The organism is Treponema sp. UBA6852, from assembly GCA_002449305.1.
Classification (GTDB): Bacteria; Spirochaetota; Spirochaetia; order Treponematales; family Treponemataceae; genus Treponema_D.
This window is the reverse complement of the sequence record DKDI01000047.1, coordinates 1-22,136: the sequence shown is the minus strand read 5'-3', so window position 1 is coordinate 22,136 and position 22,136 is coordinate 1. Positions and strand designations below refer to the sequence as shown.

Annotated in this window: 17 protein-coding genes; 8 read left to right on the top strand and 9 right to left on the bottom strand. The window is 38.7% G+C overall.

Annotation, left to right across the window (positions count from 1 at the left end):
* Positions 1-178 precede the first annotated feature (178 nt).
* A complete protein-coding gene (gene recO / locus B3209_RS10820) occupies positions 179-952 on the top strand; it encodes a DNA repair protein RecO (protein ID WP_296690601.1) in 774 nt (257 codons plus the stop codon).
* Between the two features lie 149 nt (positions 953-1,101).
* Here the strand turns inward: recO and B3209_RS10815 are convergent, their stop codons facing one another.
* Positions 1,102-1,821 (bottom strand): DNA-binding domain-containing protein, encoded by a 720-nt coding sequence (locus tag B3209_RS10815; protein WP_296690599.1) that lies wholly within the window; start codon positions 1,819-1,821, stop codon positions 1,102-1,104.
* A gap of 565 nt (positions 1,822-2,386) precedes the next feature.
* Between B3209_RS10815 and B3209_RS10810 the strand changes: the two genes are divergently transcribed.
* From B3209_RS10810 to B3209_RS10800, 3 genes are read left to right on the top strand one after another with little or no spacing between them, the layout of a single operon-like run.
* Positions 2,387-3,712, top strand: coding sequence for a thymidine phosphorylase (locus tag B3209_RS10810; protein ID WP_296662566.1), 1,326 nt, complete (start codon positions 2,387-2,389; stop codon positions 3,710-3,712).
* A complete protein-coding gene (recJ, locus tag B3209_RS10805; protein WP_296690597.1) occupies positions 3,712-5,877 on the top strand; it encodes a single-stranded-DNA-specific exonuclease RecJ in 2,166 nt (721 codons plus the stop codon). The genes B3209_RS10810 and recJ overlap by 1 nt, the downstream gene beginning before the upstream one ends.
* Before the next feature lie 29 nt (positions 5,878-5,906).
* Positions 5,907-6,887: a M23 family metallopeptidase gene (locus tag B3209_RS10800; protein ID WP_296664270.1), complete on the top strand. Its 981-nt coding sequence runs from the start codon at positions 5,907-5,909 to the stop codon at positions 6,885-6,887.
* 152 nt (positions 6,888-7,039) lie between these two features.
* Here the strand turns inward: B3209_RS10800 and ligA are convergent, their stop codons facing one another.
* Genes ligA through B3209_RS10780 form a run of 4 tightly spaced genes read right to left on the bottom strand, consistent with a single transcriptional unit; the run spans position 7,040 to position 11,565 of the window.
* On the bottom strand, positions 7,040-9,010 hold the full coding sequence (ligA, locus tag B3209_RS10795) for an NAD-dependent DNA ligase LigA (RefSeq protein ID WP_296664271.1): 1,971 nt from the start codon (positions 9,008-9,010) through the stop codon (positions 7,040-7,042).
* Positions 9,011-9,014: 4 nt separating this feature from the next.
* Positions 9,015-9,746 (bottom strand): tRNA (guanosine(46)-N7)-methyltransferase TrmB, encoded by a 732-nt coding sequence (gene trmB / locus B3209_RS10790; RefSeq protein WP_296664272.1) that lies wholly within the window; start codon positions 9,744-9,746, stop codon positions 9,015-9,017.
* Positions 9,739-10,395: a hypothetical protein gene (locus B3209_RS10785; protein WP_296664273.1), complete on the bottom strand. Its 657-nt coding sequence runs from the start codon at positions 10,393-10,395 to the stop codon at positions 9,739-9,741. The genes trmB and B3209_RS10785 overlap by 8 nt, the downstream gene beginning before the upstream one ends.
* A gap of 3 nt (positions 10,396-10,398) precedes the next feature.
* Complete coding sequence (locus tag B3209_RS10780) at positions 10,399-11,565, bottom strand: hypothetical protein (protein WP_295798076.1); 1,167 nt, start codon at positions 11,563-11,565, stop codon at positions 10,399-10,401.
* A 130-nt stretch (positions 11,566-11,695) separates the two neighbouring features.
* On the opposite strand from B3209_RS10780, the gene B3209_RS10775 reads away from it, so the two are divergent.
* A complete protein-coding gene (locus B3209_RS10775) occupies positions 11,696-13,687 on the top strand; it encodes a hypothetical protein (RefSeq protein ID WP_296664274.1) in 1,992 nt (663 codons plus the stop codon).
* On the top strand, positions 13,677-14,894 hold the full coding sequence (dinB, locus tag B3209_RS10770) for a DNA polymerase IV (RefSeq protein WP_296664275.1): 1,218 nt from the start codon (positions 13,677-13,679) through the stop codon (positions 14,892-14,894). The genes B3209_RS10775 and dinB overlap by 11 nt, the downstream gene beginning before the upstream one ends.
* On the opposite strand, the gene B3209_RS10765 is transcribed toward dinB, so the two are convergent.
* Genes B3209_RS10765 through B3209_RS10750 form a run of 4 tightly spaced genes read right to left on the bottom strand, consistent with a single transcriptional unit; the run spans position 14,845 to position 19,578 of the window.
* Positions 14,845-16,893 (bottom strand): hypothetical protein, encoded by a 2,049-nt coding sequence (locus B3209_RS10765; protein ID WP_296664276.1) that lies wholly within the window; start codon positions 16,891-16,893, stop codon positions 14,845-14,847. The two genes, dinB and B3209_RS10765, sit on opposite strands and share 50 nt — an antisense overlap.
* Positions 16,893-17,591 carry a tetratricopeptide repeat protein gene (locus B3209_RS10760; RefSeq protein ID WP_296664277.1) on the bottom strand — a complete coding sequence of 233 codons (699 nt, stop codon included), beginning with the start codon at positions 17,589-17,591 and terminating at the stop codon, positions 16,893-16,895. Before B3209_RS10760 ends, B3209_RS10765 begins: the two co-directional genes overlap by 1 nt.
* Before the next feature lie 11 nt (positions 17,592-17,602).
* A complete protein-coding gene (gene surE, locus B3209_RS10755) occupies positions 17,603-18,409 on the bottom strand; it encodes a 5'/3'-nucleotidase SurE (protein ID WP_296664278.1) in 807 nt (268 codons plus the stop codon).
* Positions 18,406-19,578, bottom strand: coding sequence for a galactokinase (locus B3209_RS10750; protein WP_296664279.1), 1,173 nt, complete (start codon positions 19,576-19,578; stop codon positions 18,406-18,408). Before B3209_RS10750 ends, surE begins: the two co-directional genes overlap by 4 nt.
* Before the next feature lie 54 nt (positions 19,579-19,632).
* Between B3209_RS10750 and lnt the strand changes: the two genes are divergently transcribed.
* Both lnt and B3209_RS10740 read left to right on the top strand, forming a co-directional pair.
* Entirely contained in the window at positions 19,633-21,450 is a 1,818-nt protein-coding gene (gene lnt / locus B3209_RS10745; RefSeq protein ID WP_296664280.1) for an apolipoprotein N-acyltransferase, read from the top strand.
* On the top strand, positions 21,447-21,983 hold the full coding sequence (locus B3209_RS10740) for a hypothetical protein (RefSeq protein ID WP_296664281.1): 537 nt from the start codon (positions 21,447-21,449) through the stop codon (positions 21,981-21,983). Before lnt ends, B3209_RS10740 begins: the two co-directional genes overlap by 4 nt.
* Positions 21,984-22,136: the final 153 nt, after the last annotated feature.

Sequence of the window (22,136 nt, the reverse complement as noted above, 5' to 3'; positions counted from 1 at the left end):
CCAGTAAACTCGGTCAGGAATCTGTTGGAAATTTTCAATAGATTATCAACCGAGTTTCTTTCAGAAACGTCACAGGGTCAAGCCCGATAATGACAGTAAATTTACAAAACTCGAAATTGAAAATAAACACAATCCAAGTGATATTGCAAAGCATTTTCCGCGCTGATATTATAGGCGCATGGCAGAGCGAAACAAGAGAATGAAATCTGTAATTCTTTCACTAAAAGAATCCGGGGAAAACAACAGGCTTGTAAAAGTAATTTCTGCGGAAAACGGAATTTTCAACGCAATGCTCTACGGAGGTCCCAAAAGCCGCCTAAAATCCCTAGTCCAGCCTTTTTATTCAGGAATTCTCTATATATATAGCGATGAATCCCGCAATTCAATAAAAATAACCGACTTTGATGCGCAAAACTGCCACCTTTCATTCAGGACAAGCCTTTTAAAGTCCTGGGCAGCATCATTTGCCTGCGAGCTTGTGCTAAAGACAAAATGCGCTGGAGAAACGGAAAAAGCCTTTGTGCTTCTGTGCGCCTTTCTTGACGGAATAGACAGCGTGGACGAAAACGAAGCCCGGCTTGGAATTCTGCGCTTTGTCTGGAGATACCTTGGACTTTTAGGACTTCAGCCTGAAACAAGAACCTGCTGCGGCTGCGGCTCTTCACTTTTAAGCCATGAGCATAATGCCTCTTACATCGAAAGGCAAAACGGATTTGTCTGCGCAGACTGCATTTCTTTCGCCCCGGAAAACAGAGCGCAAGGAAACTTTAGAATCGACCTTGACTCGCTCACCTACCTTACCGCAATAAACGAGCTTCCGCCCGGACAAGTAAGAAAACTGCTTGTTCCCTCGGAATCCGTTTACAACATGAAGCGGCTTTTGTACAGCATGATAGAAAAGGCCTGCGGAATGCAGCTGGAAACCCTAAAAAGCGGAATAGGAATACTTTAGCTTCGCTGTCATTCCCCGACTTGATCGGGGAATCCATATATGTAGAGATTGCCAACCGAGTTTGCTGTGCAAACATCGCAGTGTCAAGCGCGGCAACGACAAAAAAATGCAGACATACCAATGACAAAGCAACAAGTCATTCAGTCTACTCAAAGTATTTCCAGATTACAAGTTGTGTTTGCAATTGGATACGAGCCTTCGCCGTTTTTCTTTACAAACGAAACCGTGTAGACACCTTTTTCCATTTCCTGCGGAAGAATTGCATCGATTGTCCTTTGAGTGCGCCTTATAAAGCTTGTGATTCTGACAGACTTTTTCCTGTCTCCTTTCAATGCAAGGAACACGCCCTGTTTTTCATCCTCAAAATCAAAGCCAAGATTCTTTCCGTAGATTCTAAAGCACATTCCAGCCTTTACAACGCGCTCACTTGAATAAGATGCATCTTTAGTGATTGAAAAGACCTGGAAAATCACAGGATCCATTTCCGCAATGGCAAGCTTTGTCTTGTAGAACACTTTCTCCGCCGCCTTCGCCTCGAATTTCTTGTTGACCAAAGCCTTGAGCACAAACCTGTTGTCGCCTCTATTGTTCTGAAACTTCGCTGAAATGGATTCGGCAGTTCCGTGAGCCGCAAGCTGTAAGTCCACCCAGGGAAGCCTGACCTTACATCCTTCATGAAGAAGCCGCTCCACAACACAGTCCAAAACAGAAAGAGCCGCCCGCGTGTCCGCCTCGGTAAGAGTGGAATTGTACCTGACCATTTCCTTGATTATTTCTTCAAGCCCGGCGTCAGTGTCCGAAGTGCTTAAAAAGCAGAATCCAGTTTTACCGTGCCCAGTGTTGTTAGCTACTGTCTTTATGCTGATCATAGTGCCTCCACATTCTTACATACTGCCTGCACTGTCATGCTCCACTGCTTGTATGTCTATGAAATTAAATTGATTATAATATAATATTAAGTTAAAAGAAATCTAAAATCAAGTTAATTTTATTCTGAAATCAAGTTAATTTCATTTTGATTTTAACTTAATTTCATCTTGTATTTAACTTGATTCTGTTTTAAAATCAACTTGATTTCACTTTATTTTTAAGTTAATTTTATAGATGCTCAAGCAGTTGTGCAGAATGCCGCAAGCCTCTTGTAAGAATGTTCAGCTACTGCAATAAAGGGGGATGCAAGCTATAAAGAAAATAGGCAGCAAATGACTTTTTTTTCTTTTTGGGATATAATAATATATGTGTTCTTAGTTCGAATATTTTGTCATTGCCGTGCTTGTTTTCAATGTCATTCCCCAACTTGATTGGGGGAATCCCTATAAGCAAAAAATTGCCAGATTAAGTCCGGCAATGACTAAAAGATGCAGACATGCCAATGACAAAAATGTTTAGATATATCAACGGCATTAAAAACAACACTTAACAGCGGAGGTCAGAATGCGTGCGGCGGACATAATCATTAAAAAGCGTGGAACAGGAAATCAAAAAGGACAGGAGCTTTCGCGAGATGAAATAGAATTTCTTGTAAACGGCTATGTTGACGGCTCTATTCCTGACTACCAAATGTCGGCTTTTCTTATGGCTGTTTATTTCAGCGGAATGACATTCGAGGAAACAGGAATTTTAACAGAATGCATGCTTAGATCTGGCGACACAATCAACCTTCAAAAGCTCAAGGGCCTTAAAGGACCTTTTGTAGACAAGCATTCCACAGGCGGCGTGGGAGACAAAATCAGCCTTCCGCTTGCGCCTATTGTGGCGTCCCTTGGCGTAAAAATTCCCATGATGAGCGGCAGGGGGCTTGGGCATACAGGCGGAACTTTGGACAAGCTTGAATCAATAGAAGGTTACAATGTAAATCTTAACGAGGAGCAGTTCGCTTCGATTATAGAAAAAACAGGCTTTGCCATGATGGGACAGACAGAAAAAATTGTTCCGGCAGACAAGAAAATGTACGCCCTGCGCGACGTTACAGGAACTGTTGAAAGTGTTCCGCTTATTACGGCAAGCATTCTTTCAAAAAAGGTCGCAGAAGGAAGCGATGCACTTGTTTTTGACGTAAAGTGCGGAAAAGGCGCGTTTATGAAAAGCGAGGCGGATGCAGAACAGCTTGCGTCGTTCCTAGTAAAGACAGCCCAGGCAATGGGGAAAAACTCCTGCGCGCTTCTAACCAGAATGGACTCTCCTCTTGGCTTTAAAGTGGGAAACTATCTTGAAATAGAAGAAACTCTTGAGTGCCTGCAAGGAAAAGGTCCTGAGGATGTAATGGAGCTGACTTATGAGCTTGCCTCAAGAATGGCGGTCTTCGGCGGAAAAGCAAAGGACACAAAAGAAGGAAAGTCCAAGTGCAAGGAAGCTGTAAAAAGCGGAGAGGCACTAAAAAAGTTCCTTGAAAACGTAAAGGCTCAAGGCGGAAATCCAGACAAGCTTCTAAGCGAACAGGGAAAACGCCGCTCGAATTTTAAGTCGGAGCTCTTTGCAAAGCAAGACGGATTTTTAACTGTTGACGCATACAAAACAGGAATTGCGTGCATAAACCTTGGAGTGGGCAGAAACAAGTCGTCAGACAAAGTGGATGCGGACTCTGGAATAATTTTTTGCAGACGGCAGGGCGACTTTGTAAAGAAAGGCGAAAAGCTTCTTGAAGTCTACGGAAAAAGCCCGGATGCCCTTGAAAGCGGAAAGCAGCAGCTTGAAGCGGCATTGGATTTTTGCGAAGAAAAGCCAGAAGAAAAGAAATTGATTTTAAAGGAAATAAAATAGTGTCATCATCAAAGTGGGTAAAAAAAACAATTTCAAAGGAAGAAGTTGAAAGGCTAAAAAATAAGTTTTCACTTGACAGCCTTACAGCAAGCATTTTTGCACGGCGCGGAATCACAAGCGGAAAAGACATTCTCTATTTTATGGAAGATGACTTAAGGTTTCAGCATAATCCATTTTTATTCAATTCAATGGAAGATGCCGTTGACAGAATTCTTGTAGCAGTTCCAGAAAAAGACAGTCCAAAGGAAGAGCATGAAAAGGTTTTAATTTTCGGCGACAAGGATGTTGACGGAGTAACGGCGACAACTGTTCTTTACGACGAGCTTTGCTCATTGGGAATTGATGTTCAGTACAGAGTTCCAGAAGGAGACGACGCATACGGACTTTCGATTCAGGCTGTAGATGATTTTGCAAAGCAGAACGGCTCGCTTATTATCACGGTTGACTGCGGAATTTCAAACAATGCGGAAATCGAATACGCGGCGGAACTTGGAATAGATGTGATTGTTTTGGATCATCACAATCCAAAGGAAAACATTCCGTATCCTGCGATTATTTTAAATGCAAAACTTTCAGATTCTGGCTATCCGTTTGAAGAAATTTCAGGCTGCGCAGTCGTGTATAAAGTTGTTTCAGCGTTAAGATTCAGCAAGAGCAAATGGTACAAGGCAGATGCGGCTTTGCTCAATGCGCGTGAAGAAGAAAACGGGCAGATTGCAATTGAATGCATAAAGCTTAGAAATTTAGTTCCAGTTTCAAGGCTTGTTGAACATATTTTTCCGGGCGAAAAATCAATTTACGACACAAAGATTCCGCAGTACTTGTCTGGGCAGATAATTCTTTGCTGGGACAAAGCCAATGTTGAACGGCTTCTAAACCTAACATTCGGAAACAGCGCGCAGTTTAACATTGCAGATATAAGGACAGAAGTCGCAAAGCTTTACCCTTCCCTAAAAAATCTTCCGCTTTCCAAAATAAAGGAAATGTCAAAAATCGCAAAATACGGCGACCACGCTCCCACGGAAATCGGCGGATTCTACAATATATTTGTAACTTATGTTCAGCAGGATTTAAAGAAAAATTTTCCATCTGATTCAGAAAAAGAAAAGCATGACTTGCAGCTTGTGGCTTTGGCGGCCCTAGCAGATATAATGCCGATGAAAAATGAAAACAGGCTTTTTGTGCGTAGCGGAATTAATTCAATAAATGAAAATAAAGTCCGTCCTGGTCTAAAGGAACTTATGTCAAATATAGGGCTTTTGGGAAAGCGCATTACTTCAACTGACATTTGCTGGACGCTGATTCCAAATTTGAATGCGGCTGGCAGACTCGGTCAGGCTAGAATCGCAATTGAGCTTTTTACAGCAAAAGACGATTCGTACCGTGAACAGCTTGCAAAAAAAATAATTGAGCTTAACACAAAAAGAAAATCCCTTACTCAAGAAGCGGAAGCGATTGCTGGTCTTAAGGCAAAAAATTCTGTGAACGACTTCAGCGGAAAACTAAGCTTTGTAATTGACGAAAAGATAAACAAAGGAGTTTCAGGAATTCTTGCCGGACGTTTGGTTTCTTCTCTTGGAGTTCCTGCAATGGCGATGACTTACGTGGGAAATCTTGTTGTAGGCTCAATGAGAAGCTGCCGTGGATATGACGTAACTGATTTTCTTGACCAGCTGAAGGATTTGTTTGTAAGTTACGGCGGGCACAACTTTGCGGCCGGATTCAGTTTTGAAAAAGAAAAGTTCGAGGAATTCAAAAGACGCACAAAAGAACTTTCAGGCACAATAAATCTTTCTGACAAAACTGACGAGATTCAAATTGACGCAGAGCTTCCGCCGGCCTACATGACACCAGATTTGAAAAAAATCATAGACAGATTCGAGCCGACTGGAAACGAAAATCCCAAGCTTGTTTTCTTAGCAAAAAATCTTCCTATTGTTTCCGGGCTTGTAATGGGAAAGGCAGAAAAGCAGCACTTAAAAATTACCGTTGACTGCGGAAAAAACAAATGGCCTTGCATCTTTTGGAACGAAGGCGAGCGGCTTCACAAGGATTTTAATGTGGGAGACAAGGTTGATATAATTTTCAACATAGAGCGGAATGTTTTTAATGGAACAGAAACGCTTCAGCTTATGCTTTTAGGAATAGAAAAATCAGTTCAGTAAAAAAATTAAAAATATTTTGGGAGTAAAAAATGAAAAAGAAAATTTTAGTTTCGGCGTTGATTTTTATGTCGGCTTTTCTTTTTGCGAGGGAAGCTTTTTATACAGGAGATGATTATTGCATTTCTGCGGAATACAATGATAAGGCATTTCCAGGCGATGCGGTTTTTGTGAAAATGACTTTTTCACAGTCGGCAAAAAAGGGAAAGTCTTCAAAGGTTGAATTTTCAAATGCAAATGCGTTCTTGCAGCTTTTTGCGGAAGGAAAGCTAAGCAGGGAAAGTGCTTTTTTCACAGTTTCAAAAAATACAAAAACCACTAGGACGTTTCTTGCAGGCATTCCGCTTTCAACTTGGTGGACGGAAGATACAAAATGCTTTTTGAAAATTATCTATAGCACTGACGGCGCAAAAAAAATGGAATTCGAGCTTCCTTTTACTCTGGAGAAAAAAGAATTTATTTCAGAAGCGATTGACCTTGATGAAACGAATTCAAATATAAAAACAGACACAAGCTTAAAAAGAATGGAGCAAATAAGAAAACTCAATGGAATTCTTGAAACTGCAAATCCTTCCGCAGTTTACCAGACAACACCGTTTTTGCTTCCGACAAATTCAACAAGACGGACATCTTTTTTTGCAGACCGCAGGGAATACAAATACACAAACGGAAAATCAACGACAGGACTTCACTACGGAATCGACTTTGGAATTCCAGAAGGCTCGGAAGTTTCAGCTTGCGCAGAAGGAAAAGTTGTTCTTGCAGAAAACCGCGTTACAACAGGCTTGAGCGTTGTGATAGAACATTTGCCTGGACTTTATAGCCTTTACTATCACATGAGCCAGTTAAAAGTAAAAGAAGGCGACACAGTAAAGGCCGGGCAAGTAATAGGATTTAGCGGCTCAACAGGGCTTGCGACAGGTCCTCATCTTCACTGGGAAATGCGGCTGAATATGGAAGCTGTAAATCCTGACTTCTTTACTGGAGACTTTGCATTTTCCGGGAAAAACTAATTTTTAACTATTATCTATCAGGTTCAATTTCAAATTTTATGATTTAATGTCATTATCGGGCTTGACCCGATAATCTGTTGAAAAGATTGCCGTGTCAAGCACGGCAATGACAGCCTTGTCAGCATAGGAATAATTGTTTATTAGCTGTTTTATTAAAACTCGACATTCGACATATCAATAAGGGCAAGGAATTCTTTTTCATCTATGACAGGAATTCCAAGCTCCATTGCCTTTTTATTTTTTGAAGAGCCGGAAGAAGTGTCGTTTGTAACAAGAAAGCTCAAGCCCTTTACAACAGAAGACTTCACTGCTCCGCCATTTTGTTTTACAAGATTCTGCGCATCTTGCCTCTTCATGGAAAAAAGCTCGCCTGTAAAGCAGAACGACTTGCCTGCAAGTTTTCCCTGCGCAGTTCCTTCAACAACAGAAATAGTTCCGCTTGAAACAAGGCTTTGCATTTCTTCATGGTTTTCTTGAATTCCTTCAACAAGAGTATGCGCCAAAGTTTCTGCAAAACGATAGACGCCGGCAATTTCTTCTTCTTTCGCATCGAAAATTTTCTGCAAAGTATTGAAGCCGCCTGCAATCAAAGTTTCAACAACAGTTTCGCCTATTCCTTCAATGTCAAATCCCGCAATAAATTTTGCAAGTGAAATTTTTCTTCTTGACTGAATCGAAGCAAAAACTTTTTCCGCGCCAAGAGACCTTTTTTCTTTTTCCATGCTTTCCGAATTCAAAAAGTACGGAACTAAATCACTGGCAGTCAAAGAATATAAATCCGAAATTGAGCGGACCTTTTTTGTTTTAAAAAGACTGGTGATTAAAGTTTCGCCTAAGTCGCGAATGTCAATGACATTTATCCATTTTAAAAGCTGATGGAGAATCCGTTTTTCACAGTTTTTATTTGGACAAAAAAGCCTTGTGCCTTCATCAATTAGAGCAGTTCCGCAGCAAGCGCATTTTTCAGGAATCTTTACAGGAGGAAGATTTTCTTGCTCTGGAAGCACGCTAACAATTTTTGGAATTATTTCTCCGCGCTTTACAACAACAACATGGCTTCCGATTTTTACATTCAATGCGCGTATAAGGTTCGGATTTACAAGGCTAGCTCTTTTTACAGTCGTTCCGTTCAAGTCAACAGGATCAAAAACTGCGACTGGAGTATAAGTTGCGCCAGTTTCATTCCATTCAATGTTCCTTATAACGGAAACTGCTTCTTCAAGGCTAAATTTAAAAGCAATCTGGCGATCAGGTCTGTCGCGCAAGGCATCTTCGTGATTCACAGCCCGCTCTTTTACAACAAGTCCGTCAATGTCATAGTCAAGTTTTTTTCTAAGCTCCATTACAGAAGAACGGTAATCTATAACTTCCTGAGCATTTTTGCAAATTTTAAGAGGAACAACATTGAATCCGTTTCTTTGCAAAAAATCAAGTTTTCCTTCTTCATCAGTAAACGGCTGCTTTCCTTCGGAAGCCCAGACATCGTAAGTTATCAATGTAAGATTTTCGCTGCCTTCGCCGTCTTTGCGTTTCATAAGTCCATTCGCGGCATTGCGGCAGTTAGCTTTGTCAGAAAAAAATTTTTCGTGAACCTGATGAGTCATTATGACTTCTCCTCGGATTCCGCCTGTAAACTTTTCCTTTAACGTCTGAACAACGCCCTGCATTTTTTTTGCATTCGCTGTAATCACATCTCCTACAGCTCCGTCTCCTCTTGTAACGGCACGCAAAAAAATTCCGTCCGCATACTGAAGCTCAAGGGAGGCGCCGTCAAGCTTGTATTCAACAAGATATTCTGAATAGTCGTGTTTTTTTGCCCAGTCAAGAAATTCCTCTGGAGATGCGGCTTTTTCCTGGCTGCCCATTGGCATTACGTGAGGAGCTTTTTGAAAATTCCCGGAATCTGCGCCAACTTTATGAAGAATAGGATTTGCGCTGTCCAGCAATTTTAGTTCGTCCCAAAGCTTGTCAAATTCCGCATCAGAGATTTCAGCCTCGCCGTTATAATACGAAGCCTGGTACTTTTCTATAAGTTTTTCAAGCTCAGAAATTCTTTTTACAGAGGATTTTTTTAAGGCTTCATCATTTGACTTTTTACATTCCTCAACATCAAAAAGCTCCATCGGGCTATTCCTCATCTTTTACAAAAACAAGCTCGAAAATTTCACGACCGGCATCAAGCCCTTTCTGCTCAAATTTTGTTCTTGGCCTCCATTCCTGATGAGGCGCAAATTTTTCGTATTTATTATGAATGCCTTCTGTACATGAAAGCTCTTCAAGCGCGCTTACAGCATATTCTTCCCAGTCAGTTGCAAAATAAATATATCCGCCGGGAGATAATTTTGAAACAAGCAGATCCGTGCGAGGACGTTGAAGCAAACGGCGTTTATGGTGTTTTTTCTTTGGCCAAGGGTCTGGAAAGAAAATATGAAAGCCTGCAAGAGAATTGCCAGGAATCATAGTTTCAAGGATTTCAAGCGCGTCATATTCAATCAAATAAAGATTTTTCAGCTGCCGTTTTTTTATTTCCCCAAGAAGACGGCCAACTCCAGGAACATGAACTTCACTTCCTATATAATTCATGTTCGGATTATCCTGCGCAATCTGAGCTGTAGCGTGTCCCATTCCAAATCCGATTTCCATTGTAACTGGATTTGTGTTGTTAAAAATATCTGTAAAATTAAGCGTTCTATGCTCAAACGGAATACACCAAACGTGGTGAAGCTCTTCATAGCTGCGCTTTTCATTTTCGGTCATGCGTCCAGCACGAATCACATAAGTTCTAACCGGGCGTCTAAAAATACTGTGGTCTTCTAAATTGTCAGTGGGAATATTCCCATCGGCGTCGTTACTAGGCATCAGTTTCCTCGCTGTTATTGTTATATTGCTGCTCCAAACTTTCTGGAGGCATAAGGCAAATTACAGAATCGTTTTTTAAAGTATAGCATGTTCTGATAAATCCCGCATCTTTGTAGTCATCAAGAATGGAATTTCTGTTTTCCCATTCTTTGTTCTCCTTTCCATAATAAAGCAAAACTCCGTCTTTTGTGTAAACGGCAATTTTTTTTTCTGAATTATCGAATCCGTTTGGAAAATCTTTATTCGTCAAAGTTAAAATATTTTCAGGATAATCGACTGAAAATGAAATTTTCTCTTCATCTCCCGCCATGTCAAAGTAGGTTAAAACATATTCTCCAGCAGGAATTTTCATTCCAAAAGCAGCAACTATATTCGCACAGCCAGCCCAGGAATTTTTGTTTTTATCTTCAAATTTTACAAGCTCATCGCAGTTCCATTCAAGCCCTGAGTCTTTATTCACAATTTTAATTTTTGAAGCAAGCCTGACATCGCTTTCAGAATTTACAAAAACAGAAAGTCGCATATCAGGTGGATTTTCACTATAATCAAAAATCACAGAAGATTCCGCAGAAGCAACTTGCGCGCTGTCTTGTGAGCACGAAAAAAAGAGAACTGAAAAAATAAAAACAAACAGGGCAGTTTTCCGCATAACTTAAAAATTGAATTTCAAGTTTATAACGGTAAGGTCGCTGGATGAAGACTGATTTACAATTGATTCAAATTTAATATTGACTTTTTTACAGGCATCTTCCAGATAAGACAAATAGTAAAGTCCCAAATCTGTTCCTTCCTGTCCATCCGGCATCTGGCGGTAAAAGTCAATCAGCGATTTTTTGTTAAGATTCGCAGACATTTTGCTTTCGATGTTTTCTTTTACTTCCTGAAATTCATCGTCTTTATTGTACAATGTGATTTGCAAAAGTCCCTGCTTTCCAATTGACATAGAACCGCCGCCCAAAGTCCAGGAAAGAAAAACAAGCTCATGCTTACGCTGAAGCTCTTTTACAATTTCCGAGCGGATTTTCGGGTCAAATATAAGCGTATCCGAATTATCAATTCCCTGATAAAGATATTTTGCAGCCTTTTTTACATTGTTGTTTTCGCTGTTCAAGGCAAGTTCCATGACCATTACCGAAATATATTCTGCAACTTTTGATTTTGTCATGTACGAAGCGAGCTGCTGGCGCAAAATTGAAAGAATTTCATTAAAACCGTCAGTTTTATAAAATTTCACAATTATGTACCAGTTCATCAAAGTGAGCCTGTTCAAAAACTTTTCAGTCATAAGAAGATAGACGTTTTTTTCTTCCGGACTGTATTCAGAATTGGACATTATGCTTTTCCAAACTGGATCAAGAATTGTCTTTTTTGCAGCCTGAATCGTAGAATCTTTCATTGCAAGAGTCATTCTAAGTTGTTTTTCCGGAATTACAGTTTTTTCATCAATAAGAGATGAAGGATTCTGCCTGTTATGATGTCTTATACATTCACATTTTATAATCGCCGCATAAATTTCGCTGTCAAACTGCTTATACAAAATCGAAAAAACAATCAGCTTGGACAAATCCATAACATCTTGGCGGTGGGAAACGAATTCCGGCATGGAAATTTCCATCTTGGAAATATAGCCCAAAAGAATCATGTCCTGCAGAGAGCCAGGTGAAAAAGATGTCATGCTCACGCCATGAGCCGAACGGTTATCTGCGAGTTTCAGATTCAAAAGCTGTTTTTTATGACTTAAAAAATGAGATGTGCCTTCTTCTGTAAGAATAATTTTCAGAGGCAAATCCAAAATAAATTTTTTCTTTTCAGCACACATGCGTTTGATAAAGCTCCTTTGCTTTACATGACTTTAACAATGCTTACAGTATACAACATTGCCGCCTAACTTGCAAACATATTATATGTATTATATTGTAGAAAATGAAAAATTCAAGTAAACTTTGTTTATGGGAAAAAAATTTCTGCTGAAAACAATGTGTTTTCTCTTTTTTTTTGCAGCAATCTTTACGCAGAATCTTTTTTCGCAAGAAAACATTGAATCAAACTTAAATATTTACACAACAAAAGAAATAGAAGATTTTTTAACAAAAAGTAAAATTTCATTTGAAATCCAAGACATTGCTCCGCCAAACGCCGGAAATTTTCCAAAAAATATTCTCATAGAAATTCCTGCTGATAAAAGCAACAAAGAAGATGATACAAACAAAAGCGGAATTTATGATGTATTTTTTGTCTTTAGCCAAGAATTCTTTTTAGAAAAAAAAGAGTTTATTGCAGACTTTATAAATTCAACTTACAAAAAAAAACTTCCATATAACTGTTTAATTTCATTTACTGCTGACAATGAATCATTTCCATTGCCTTCAGTTCAAGCTGCAAAAACAGCAACGGAAGAATTGGCAAAAAACATTTTTTCGTCAGAATCATCCTGTGCAATTTTAATCCGAAATGAAAAAAACGCGCCGCCTTTTATTTTTACAGAAGGAGCAGGAACAATTTCGCCGCAATGGATTGTACAGGCGCTCAAAAAGTCTTGCCTTAAAAACCAAAAGCCAATGGGAGTAAAAACTTCCATGCTGTACATATATAAGCCGCAGTACTACAAAAACAACAGACGGATTTCCGCTTTCCTAAAAAACGATATTCCTGCCGCAGAAATTCCGCTAGGACACACGCAAAAGGACGCAAACATACTTTCTGATATTCAGGACAATCTTATTTCCGCAAGAAGCCAAACCTGGAACAAGCATTACAATTTTATTCCATTTGGAATTTACGGACTTTGGCTTAATGAAGCGCAGCTGACTACAATATATCTTTTTTTTACAATTTCAGTACTTTTTTTTATATGCTTTTACTCGTTTACATACACAGGAAAAAACGAAGCGATTCTAAAAGATATGTCAAGAACCTGGTTTTTAATTCCAGCATATATAATTATAACAGCAGCATTTTTAACTTTGTTCCAGAAAGTGTTTTTTTTCACAGCAGAAAACGGAGTTCTTTACTTTGGACTGAAAATTTTTCCTACAGTGCTTGCAATGTTTTTGCTGGTTTTTGTGCAAATTTTGTTCAACTTTAGAATTTCACTTTCTGCAAACAGATTCCATGGAATTATTTTGAGCGCACTGAATGTCTTTATTTTTTCAGCGTTGGATTTGTCTTTAATGTTCATATTTATCATTGAATATCTGATTGTTTTTCTTTTTAGAAAGCGACGGTCTCTTTTTTTTAGCATTCCGTGCATTTTTCTGATGACAATTCCATTGCTTTGGATTGCAGCGTCGGTCTTTGTTGACATTGACCAAAGAAAAATTTCAAACCTTACCGACACAACTTTCTTTGAAAACCTGATTTTTTCATTTGCCATTTTGCCTTTTATTTTTCAGTGGATAAAACTGATTTTGGTTTCGCACATAAAAGAATTCAAGTCAAGCAAAAAAGTTTTATTTTTACAAGGAATTTTTGTTTCGATTGCAGGAGCTGGAATTATATGCGCAGTATTTTTTGCAGCCGCAAAATTTGTGCAGGGAAATTTTTCAGCCCCACAAAAAAAGCAGATGCAAATCATAGAAAATGCAGAAATTCATCCGGCAAAATTCCTTTGGTCAAAAAAAGCAAAATTCGATATTTTTGAAAACAAGCTGCAAATTGTTCCAGAAAATGAATTCAAAATACTAAGATGCTTTGCAACTTTTGAATCAAAAGAAGGATTTCCGTTTTACGAATGCAACTTTGACTACAATTTCATTTCAGAAAATAAAGTTTCTATTGAAATTCCCGATGCCCCGGAAAATGAGCTGAAAATTTTATTTATGTCAGAAAATGAACTTCAGCTAGAAGCGCAAATTGAGCTTTTTATAATGGACTTAAATGGAAAAATTATCCATTTTACTGAAAAAATCAAAAATGAAGGAAAAAATGCAAATGGAATTTGAAAAAGTTTTTCTTCATGTTGACCTTGATGCTTTTTTCGCTTCGGTTGAACAGCACGACCATCCTGAATACAAGGGGAAGCCTGTGATTGTAGGCGGAATTCCAGGAGACAGAAGGGCTGTAGTTTCAACGGCATCTTATGAAGCTAGAAAATACGGCGTACATTCTGCTCTTCCTTTAACGAAAGCAGTTGAACTTTGCCCGAACGCAATTTTTTTGCGCGGAAACCACAAACGTTATGCAGAAGTTTCGCATAAAATAATGGGCATTTTCAAGGAATTTTCGCCGTCAGTAATCCAGATGTCAATTGACGAAGCTTTTATTGATCTTACAGGAACTGAAAAGCTTTTTGGTCCGCCACTGGAAATTGCAAAAAAAATAAAGGCAAAAGTAAAAGAGCAAACAGGGCTTACAGTAAGCGTCGGAATTGCAAGCACAATGTACGTTGCAAAAATCGCATCTGGATATAAAAAGCCGGACGGAATTACATTCATAAAAAAAGGAGAAGAAGAAAAATTCATTCTTTCACTTCCTATAGAAAAAATATGGGGCATAGGAAAAAAAACAAGGGAACGGCTAAAAAATGCGGGAATATTTTCACCGGCAGATATTCATGGAAAGTCAATTTCTTTGCTGACTACTGTATTCGGAAACGGAATGGGCACATTTTTATATGATGCAGTCCGCGGCGGAAAAGAAATCACATTCGGCGAAGAAGCAAAGAGCCATTCAATAAGCGTAGAGCGGACTTTTGAATTCGATGTGGCAAACGAATATGCAATCGAAACTGCATTTATGGAGCTTTCTGCGCAATTAATCTGGAGAATGCGCACCGAAAATGTCAAGGCAAAAACCGTAAATATCCGAATAAGATACGAAGACTTTAAAACCATAACTGCGCAAGAATCTTCAGAAATTCCAGTTTTAAATGCAGATGATTTGCTTGAACGCTGCTTAAGAATTTTCAACAGAAAATATGAAAAAGGAAAAGGAATCAGGCTTTTGGGCGTTGGACTTTCCGGAATAGAAAACAGCGAAAAACCAACGCAAGCAGAACTATTCGACTTTGGGAACTCAAAAAAAGCAAAACTAGAAAAAGCCCTTTTTGAAATGGAAAGAAAAAATCCTTCCCTTAAAGTCAGAAAAGCGCGTCTTTTATCTACTGAAGCGGAGCAAAATAGCCTGTTTCGTCGCGGCCTGAACGATTAAGAAGATAAGTTTCAATTTCTACAGGCAAATATTTTCTTCCATATTCAGTCGCAAAAGAAGATGTATACTTAAACTGATACAAACCAGAAGGAATATCAACAATATCTTTTATCACCGTTTCCAAGCCTTCCGGACGATATATATAGTAAGAAGTTCCATTTGTGTTTCCTGTTATGTAAGAAATTTCTTCTGACGGCGAAGCTTGGGACAAAAGAACTGTGCTAAAAGAAATTGCATTGTTGTTAAGATAAGCTGTTAAATCTGAAAGAGCATACTGTGTAAATGTATTTTTTGAATCTCCAGCAGAAAGATAAATTATGCCGCGTTTTTTTTCAGCATTGACAAGTCCGTTTGCAGAAAGCCTCACAGCAAGATCCAGCGCAGGATTTTCAGTGTAAGAGTTTTTTAAAGCCTTTGCTGAAAAATCTGAAAGCTGAGACGGACTTCCTGAAAATTCTGTAACAGGAACTTTTCCTGCTGAAACAATCGACACTTGTCCATTTGCGTCCATTGAAGCTGCAAGTTCCCTGACCGCGCCAGAAAGCTGCTCTTCGTATTTTTTCATTGAAATTGAACGGTCAATGAGAATTGTAATGTCAGCAAAGTCATTGTTATTCGCCTCGCCCAAAAGCACAAAATTTTCAACTGGTCTTTTTCCTTCTGTTATAAGGAAATTTTGCTGCTTTAATCCAACAACAGGCTGGCGTTTTCTATTTTCCACGCGGACTTCAACAATAACTTCCGGGAAATTATCAGAAATCACACGCTCAAACTGAACAAAAAAACCGCCCACAAGTTCTGTCATTTTTGACATTACATAAATTTCATTTGCCTTAAAGTCAGTTACAATTATATTTCCGTTCCGATCCGAAACCGCACTTGTAATCAGGCTTTTTCCTTTTCCTGTAATGGCATTTTCAAAAACAGCCCCGGAAGAAAGCTCAACAGCATAAACTTTGTTTCTATCTGTAAGCAAAAGATAATCGCTGCCCCACTGCTTTAAACTTTCAGGACGCAAAAAAGTTCCGTCATTTACAAGAACTCCAAGGAAATTTCCAGCCTTGTCAAATTCGTAGATTCCGCCTTTCACGCTGTCTGCAACAAAAATTCTTCCGCCACAAACCGCAATTCCAGTTGGAGACTTGAAACCGTCAAAGCCTTCTGTTTTTTCACCGAAATGCAAAAGTCCGTTTCCGTCTGCATCAAAAACAACAACTCGTGCGTTTCCAAAATCCGTGGCATAAACGTTCCCAAAGTCGTCTTCTGCAAGATACTGAGGTCCCACAAACTGTCCTTGTCCTCTTCCTCGCGAACCAAAGTATTTTATAAATGAACCATTTTCCGAAAGAATTGAAATTCTGTCTCCTGCGCTCTCTGAAACTGCCAAATTTCCATTTTTTAAGCGGATAACATCCATTGGACGGTCAAATCCATTTATCGGTCCTCTATTTCTTTTTACCACAGTTCCGTTCACATCAAATTGAAGCAGCTCATTCGTGCCGTAGGAAACAACCCAAATGCTTCCATCGTGATTTGAAAGAGAAGAAACTGGCTGACTGTAAATGAGATTATTTCCATTCACATTAGGATAAGAGCCTGATTCCGTAAAACGCTGGGTAAATCCATAGTCATAGTCTGTAACACGCCGGTCGCTTACAATTTCAATTCTATTCTGAAGAAGAAGTCCGCCATAACCAGCTTCCTTGGCATAATTCCATTGCTGTAGCGCAGCTCCTTCTATTCCCGCACGGTAATACGCTTTTCCAAGCCAGTCAAGAACCAAAGGCTCGCCAGGCAAATATGAAAGAGCCTTTTCAAATTCAAGAATGCTTTCATTAAAAGAGCCTCTGTAATAGCTTTGAACTCCACGCCGGAATTCTTCTTCCGCAAACCCAGAATTCGCAGACCGTAAATTCCCAGCGCTAGCCGTATCTTGCAGATTTGTCTGCGCAAAGGCTGAAAATATAAAAGCTATAAAAACAAAAAATATTTTTTTCATTATTCTTCCGCCTTCTGAACTTCCTGAAGGTGCTCCATTATTATAGGGTTTGAACTGTCGGCTTTCATAGCGCGCTTTAAAAACTTTTTAGACTCTGAATAAAGTCCCATTTTATAATAAACCCAGCCAAGGCTATCAAGGCAAGCTGCGCTTTCCGGCAAAATATCTAGTGCTTTTTTGCAACAACTTAGCGCTTTTGCCAAATCTTCACCTTCGCAAGCAAGAACATAGCCCATTCCGTTTAACGCAGTAGGATTTTCGCTGTCATCTTCAAGGGCTTTTTCATAATAGCTAAGGCTTAAGTCAATTTTTCCCTGTTCCCACGCAACATAAGCAAGAGAAGCATAAACTGAAGCCGGCTTATATCCAGTGTCTAAAAGTTTATTCAATTCAAAATCAGCAAGTTTTTTTCTTCCGCTAAGACAATAAATAACAGCCAAAAGATAGCGGCACTGTAAAACTCTGTCCTTGTTCGAAGTGCTGTCCTTATCATAAGAAGCTGTAACTACCTGCTCGAGGTAAAGCAAAGCATCATCGTAACGCTTTAGCTTTGAATAGCAAAGTCCTAAATAATAAGCAAGCTCCACAGAATCCACTCCGCAATCATCTGGAAGTGAAAGAAAATATGTCAAAGCAGCAGGATAATTTCCTTTTGTATATAAAGAGATTCCTTCTTTCATATAGTTTTCTTCTGCCATTTTTCCGCCTTTTACAAATTAAAATCGCATTTTATAGAAGATATATCAGCATAGCTAGGCTCGGTTTCAATAACACTGACTGAAATAAAACCTTTTTCGCAGGCCTTAAAATCCGCAAAATCATTACCATAAGAATGGACACAGGCATCTCCTCCACACTTAGAAGTCATGCATCCATTTTCACATTCAGAAATCTCCAATGTTTCCCAGTAACGTCTTATGCAAGGAACTGTAAGCTTTGCGCCCTTGTAGCTTTTCATTGCAGGCGCATTCACGTTGACAAAATTTCTATAATATTTATGCATAGAATCTAAAATTGTAAGATTTCCGCAAAGAGAAATAAGCTTATCAAGATTTTTACAGGCAAAGTCAGCAAGATTTTCAAAGTACAAAGAGCCGCTTTTGTCGGATTCGTCTTTTGAGGCTGAATCAATGCTAAGGGCAATTCCCGGAATTCCAGAAATACAAGCCTGGCGAGCAGCACCACAAGTTCCAGAATAAACAATATCAGTTCCAATATTCGGTCCGTCATTTATGCCAGAAACAATTACATCGATTTTTTCTGAAATATATTCTCCTTTTAACGCAGAAAGCACGCAATCCACAGGAGAGCCTTCCAAATAATAAGAAAGGCAGCAGTTTTCTTTGTCCACCTTTTTAAGCTCCAGCGGAACAGCAACGTTCATTTGACTCGAAGCGCCAGACTTGTTGAATTTAGGAGCAACTATAAAAACATTGTGTTTTTTTGAAAAAGCCGCAGCAAGAAGTCGAATTCCTTCAGCATTAATTCCATCATCATTAGTAAGCAAAATATTCATATAAGGCGGACTCCATTCGCAGGCTTTACAGAATAGCATTTTGGAGAAAAGCCGAATATTTTTTCGTATTCTTCTAGTTTTTCCTTGTATTTTTCAACATCGCTGTCCCTTAAAATTGTATAAATTCCGCGACCAAAACCTTTTCCTGTTATTCGGCCGCAGTTTACAGGATTTCTTAAGTCATCTGGATTTTCATCAAGTTCATGGACTCTTTTTAAAATCCAGTCAATTTCAGGGCAAGAAATATCGTAATCACGCATATTCTGATGGCTTCGGTTAACAGAGCGCGCAAAAGAAGCAAAATCGTCTTTTTGAATAGCATTAACACAGTCAAGAACACATTTATGCTCATTCATTACGCATAAAAGCCTGCGTTTTGTATCTTCTGAAACAACGCTTAGAACTTCGTTGACTTCAGCTTTGTCTTCCTCGTACTGCCAGCCGCCCAAAACATTTGCCTTTCTTTCTTTAAGTTCGCCTAAAAGCAAAACATTCTCCGGCTGCATAAGACTGTCTTCATTCCAAGTTACGATTCTAGGCACAAGAGCATCAGTCAGCAAAACTGTTTTTCCTTTAAAATTGAAAGGAACTAGCTCGCAGGATTTTTTTGCGTAATCGGTCAGAACCAAATTATTTTCCTTTGAAAAAATCGCAGCAAAACTGTCAGCAGAATGATTTGCCGTTCCAAGAAAATTTTTATTCGCTCTTTCTATAACCTGAAGAATCTGGTCCTGGTTGCATTTTAAGCCGCAAAGTTCCCTTATAGCCCAGCAAGCGGCAACTTTTACAGCGGTTGTTATTCCAAATCCGGCAGAAGGAAGAATTTCAGAATAAATAGTAAAGTCGATTCCCTTTAATTCAAATCCGCCGCTAGAAAATCCGTACAAAATAGATTTTATTGAATTTGCCCATTTATCTTCTTTTTTTAATTTCAGCGAAGAAAGATTCGTATGCTTTTCATCTTCAAGCTGAACAAAATAAAATTTAAATGAAGAATCGTTTCTCAAAGATGCCGAAACATAAACAGGAAGATTTACCGCCATAGACAAAGTTTTATCTTTGAAGAACCAAGTATGTTCTCCAGCCAAATGGAATCTGCCCGGAGCAACCGCTACAACTTCCGGCTCCACTCCATATTCTTTGCGGTGCGCTTCTCTGACTTTTTCCATGATTCCCTTCCCGTTCGTGTTGATTTTTTCTATATATGACATTAAAATAATACAATGAATCAGCTGTTTTTACAAGTTTTTTGTGCAATCTTTTCTGGAGCAACTGAATCTATTTCTATTTCAAATGAAATTCTTCCGTTTGGTTCTCCTTTTACCGCGCTTTTCTGTCTTTCGCCCTTGTACATTGCAGTCTATAAATCAAAATCATACAAACAAACTTTCTTTCTTTTTTTTATACAAACACTTACGGTGCATTTGCTTTCAAGCTATTGGCTAGCGAATTTCCATGGATTTGCAGCATTCACGCTCGGAGCAAGCGCATTGGGAACTGCATTTCAAGGCGGATTTTGCGGAATTATAATGCACGTTTTTCCAAGCAAAATTTCAAAAACAAAAAAACTTCAGGAACAATCCGGCCTTTGCCCGTATCAAATTTTCAAGAGGATTTTATGGTTTTGCGCCTGCTGGATTTTATATGAATACATAAAATCAACTGGAGCGCTCGGCTATCCATGGGGAACGCTTTTCATGGCGGCTTACAGCTGGAAAATCTTTACGCAAATTGCAGACATAACTGGTGTTTGGGGAATAACATTTTTATACGCGCTTTTCTCTTCACTTGCCGCGGAAGTAATAATGAGATGCGAAAATTTCTTAGATAAAACACAAGCTAAAAATGTGAACAAACAGCTTGCCCAAGCCGCAAAATTTACAGCAGCAGTTTTTGCGCTCTGCGGAATTTATGGCGTAATTCAAATTTTAACTCCGCGCTGGCCTGAAAAACTTTTAAACGCAGTAATTGTTCAGCAAAATATAGATCCGTGGGAAGGCGGAGACAAAAAATCAATTGAAATTTCAAAGAAACTTACAAAAAAAGGAATCAGACAGCTTTCTGAGCAAGGAAAAGAAACTGATCTTGTAATTTGGAGTGAAGGCGTTCTTTCAAAAAATTTTCCAAAAGCTGCAAATTATTATTCGCATTTTCCGGAAGATGAAAGCCTAAAGGAATTTATAGCTAGTACGCAAACTCCATTTTTAATCGGCGGCGGAGTTTCCTTAGACCGAAAAAAAAGAAGAAGAACAAACAGCGCGATTCTTTTTGACAAAAACGGAATTTTTTCAGGATTCTACAGCAAAATTCAACTCGTTCCATTTGCAGAGCGGATTCCTTATGCAGAAAATCCAGTCATGAATTTTTTCATGAAAGATGTTGTCGGATTTTATTCAAGCCTAGTACCAGGATTTCAGTATGCACTGTTCAAAATTCCGCTAAAGGGAAACCAAGAATTTGAAACGCCGCTAGATTTCAAAAGAGAAAAATTTGCAGAAATAAAGCTTGATAAAAACGGAAATTCAATTCAAAAGGAAAGAATAAAATTTTCAGAAAACAATCAGGAAAATCCAATTTCATTCTTGAAATTTTCCACTCCAATTTGCTTTGAAGATTCATTTCCTTCAGTTTGCACAAATCTTTTCAAGCTCGGAAGTGAAATTTTTATAAACATCACAAACGATTCCTGGAGCAAAACAAATTCCGCGGAAATGCAGCACTTTATAGCTTCAAGCTATCTTGCAATCGAATACAGGACAACTCTTCTTCGCTGTGCAAATTCAGGATATTCCGTAGCAGTTGCCCCCACAGGAAAAATTTTATACGAACTGCCTTTATTTAAAGAAGATTCCATGGGAATTTCCGTTCCGATTTACAAAAGAAAAATTACATTTTTTTCAGTTATGGGCGACTGGTTTGCATACATTTTTATTTTCGCAGTATTTTTGTGCATAATTTTTTGCATATTAAAAGATAGCATTTTTGTGAACAGAAGAATAATAAGAAAATTTCTTAAAAAGATCATAAGGAAATTAAAATGAAAACCACTACAAGGTTAAAAATTATACGCGGATGCACAACAGTTTTCTTTGCTTCAATTATTTTTATCTGTGGATTTTTTCTAGAACTGAACATTCAAATTGCGGCGGCAGTTCTTTCTGGATGCATTTTAGGAGGAATTCAAGGTGCAGGCAGCGCAGGGATTTTTATAATCGCGCAATTTATTCTCAGCGGATTTTCTTTAGAACAAATAGGAAATTTCACAGCAATATTCGCAAGCACATTTATTTCTGGACTCATCGCTGGATCTCCATCTATAATAGAAGAAAAGTTTTCACCTAAAATATTTTTTAGAATACTTTTTGGATGCCTTATAGGATTTGTCATTTATTATTTTTTTGAAAGTTTATTCCATAAGAATCTTAACTGGATTTATTTTTTATCCGCCGACATTTTTAAATGCATTGGAATTATTATCTTTTCAATAGCAATTCGCCCAAAACTAGCCACATTTCTCTTTCCATCAAAAGAGACTGAAAAAGAAATTGAAGAATTAATAAACAAACTTAAATAACACTTGAAAGATTTTCAAAAATAGCATTAAAAAACTAAAAAAAATCAAAGACAAACTCCGCTTTGCTGCAAGGCAGATGCCATTGCGCGTTGCCAGTGCCACGGATGGGGAAAAGAAAGCCCCCACGGAGAGTCCGGGGGGGGCACTTGAAAG

Excerpts from the sequence above, each read along its gene's own strand:
- recO (WP_296690601.1), top strand. The coding sequence starts at position 179 with ATGGCAGAGCGAAACAAGAGAATGAAATCTGTAATTCTTTCACTAAAA.
- B3209_RS10815 (WP_296690599.1), bottom strand. The coding sequence starts at position 1,821 with ATGATCAGCATAAAGACAGTAGCTAACAACACTGGGCACGGTAAAACT.
- B3209_RS10810 (WP_296662566.1), top strand. The coding sequence starts at position 2,387 with ATGCGTGCGGCGGACATAATCATTAAAAAGCGTGGAACAGGAAATCAA.
- B3209_RS10800 (WP_296664270.1), top strand. The coding sequence starts at position 5,907 with ATGAAAAAGAAAATTTTAGTTTCGGCGTTGATTTTTATGTCGGCTTTT.
- ligA (WP_296664271.1), bottom strand. The coding sequence starts at position 9,010 with ATGGAGCTTTTTGATGTTGAGGAATGTAAAAAGTCAAATGATGAAGCC.
- trmB (WP_296664272.1), bottom strand. The coding sequence starts at position 9,746 with ATGCCTAGTAACGACGCCGATGGGAATATTCCCACTGACAATTTAGAA.
- B3209_RS10785 (WP_296664273.1), bottom strand. The coding sequence starts at position 10,395 with ATGCGGAAAACTGCCCTGTTTGTTTTTATTTTTTCAGTTCTCTTTTTT.
- B3209_RS10780 (WP_295798076.1), bottom strand. The coding sequence starts at position 11,565 with ATGTGTGCTGAAAAGAAAAAATTTATTTTGGATTTGCCTCTGAAAATT.
- B3209_RS10775 (WP_296664274.1), top strand. The coding sequence starts at position 11,696 with ATGGGAAAAAAATTTCTGCTGAAAACAATGTGTTTTCTCTTTTTTTTT.
- dinB (WP_296664275.1), top strand. The coding sequence starts at position 13,677 with ATGGAATTTGAAAAAGTTTTTCTTCATGTTGACCTTGATGCTTTTTTC.
- B3209_RS10765 (WP_296664276.1), bottom strand. The coding sequence starts at position 16,893 with ATGAAAAAAATATTTTTTGTTTTTATAGCTTTTATATTTTCAGCCTTT.
- B3209_RS10760 (WP_296664277.1), bottom strand. The coding sequence starts at position 17,591 with ATGGCAGAAGAAAACTATATGAAAGAAGGAATCTCTTTATATACAAAA.
- surE (WP_296664278.1), bottom strand. The coding sequence starts at position 18,409 with ATGAATATTTTGCTTACTAATGATGATGGAATTAATGCTGAAGGAATT.
- B3209_RS10750 (WP_296664279.1), bottom strand. The coding sequence starts at position 19,578 with ATGGAAAAAGTCAGAGAAGCGCACCGCAAAGAATATGGAGTGGAGCCG.
- lnt (WP_296664280.1), top strand. The coding sequence starts at position 19,633 with ATGAATCAGCTGTTTTTACAAGTTTTTTGTGCAATCTTTTCTGGAGCA.
- B3209_RS10740 (WP_296664281.1), top strand. The coding sequence starts at position 21,447 with ATGAAAACCACTACAAGGTTAAAAATTATACGCGGATGCACAACAGTT.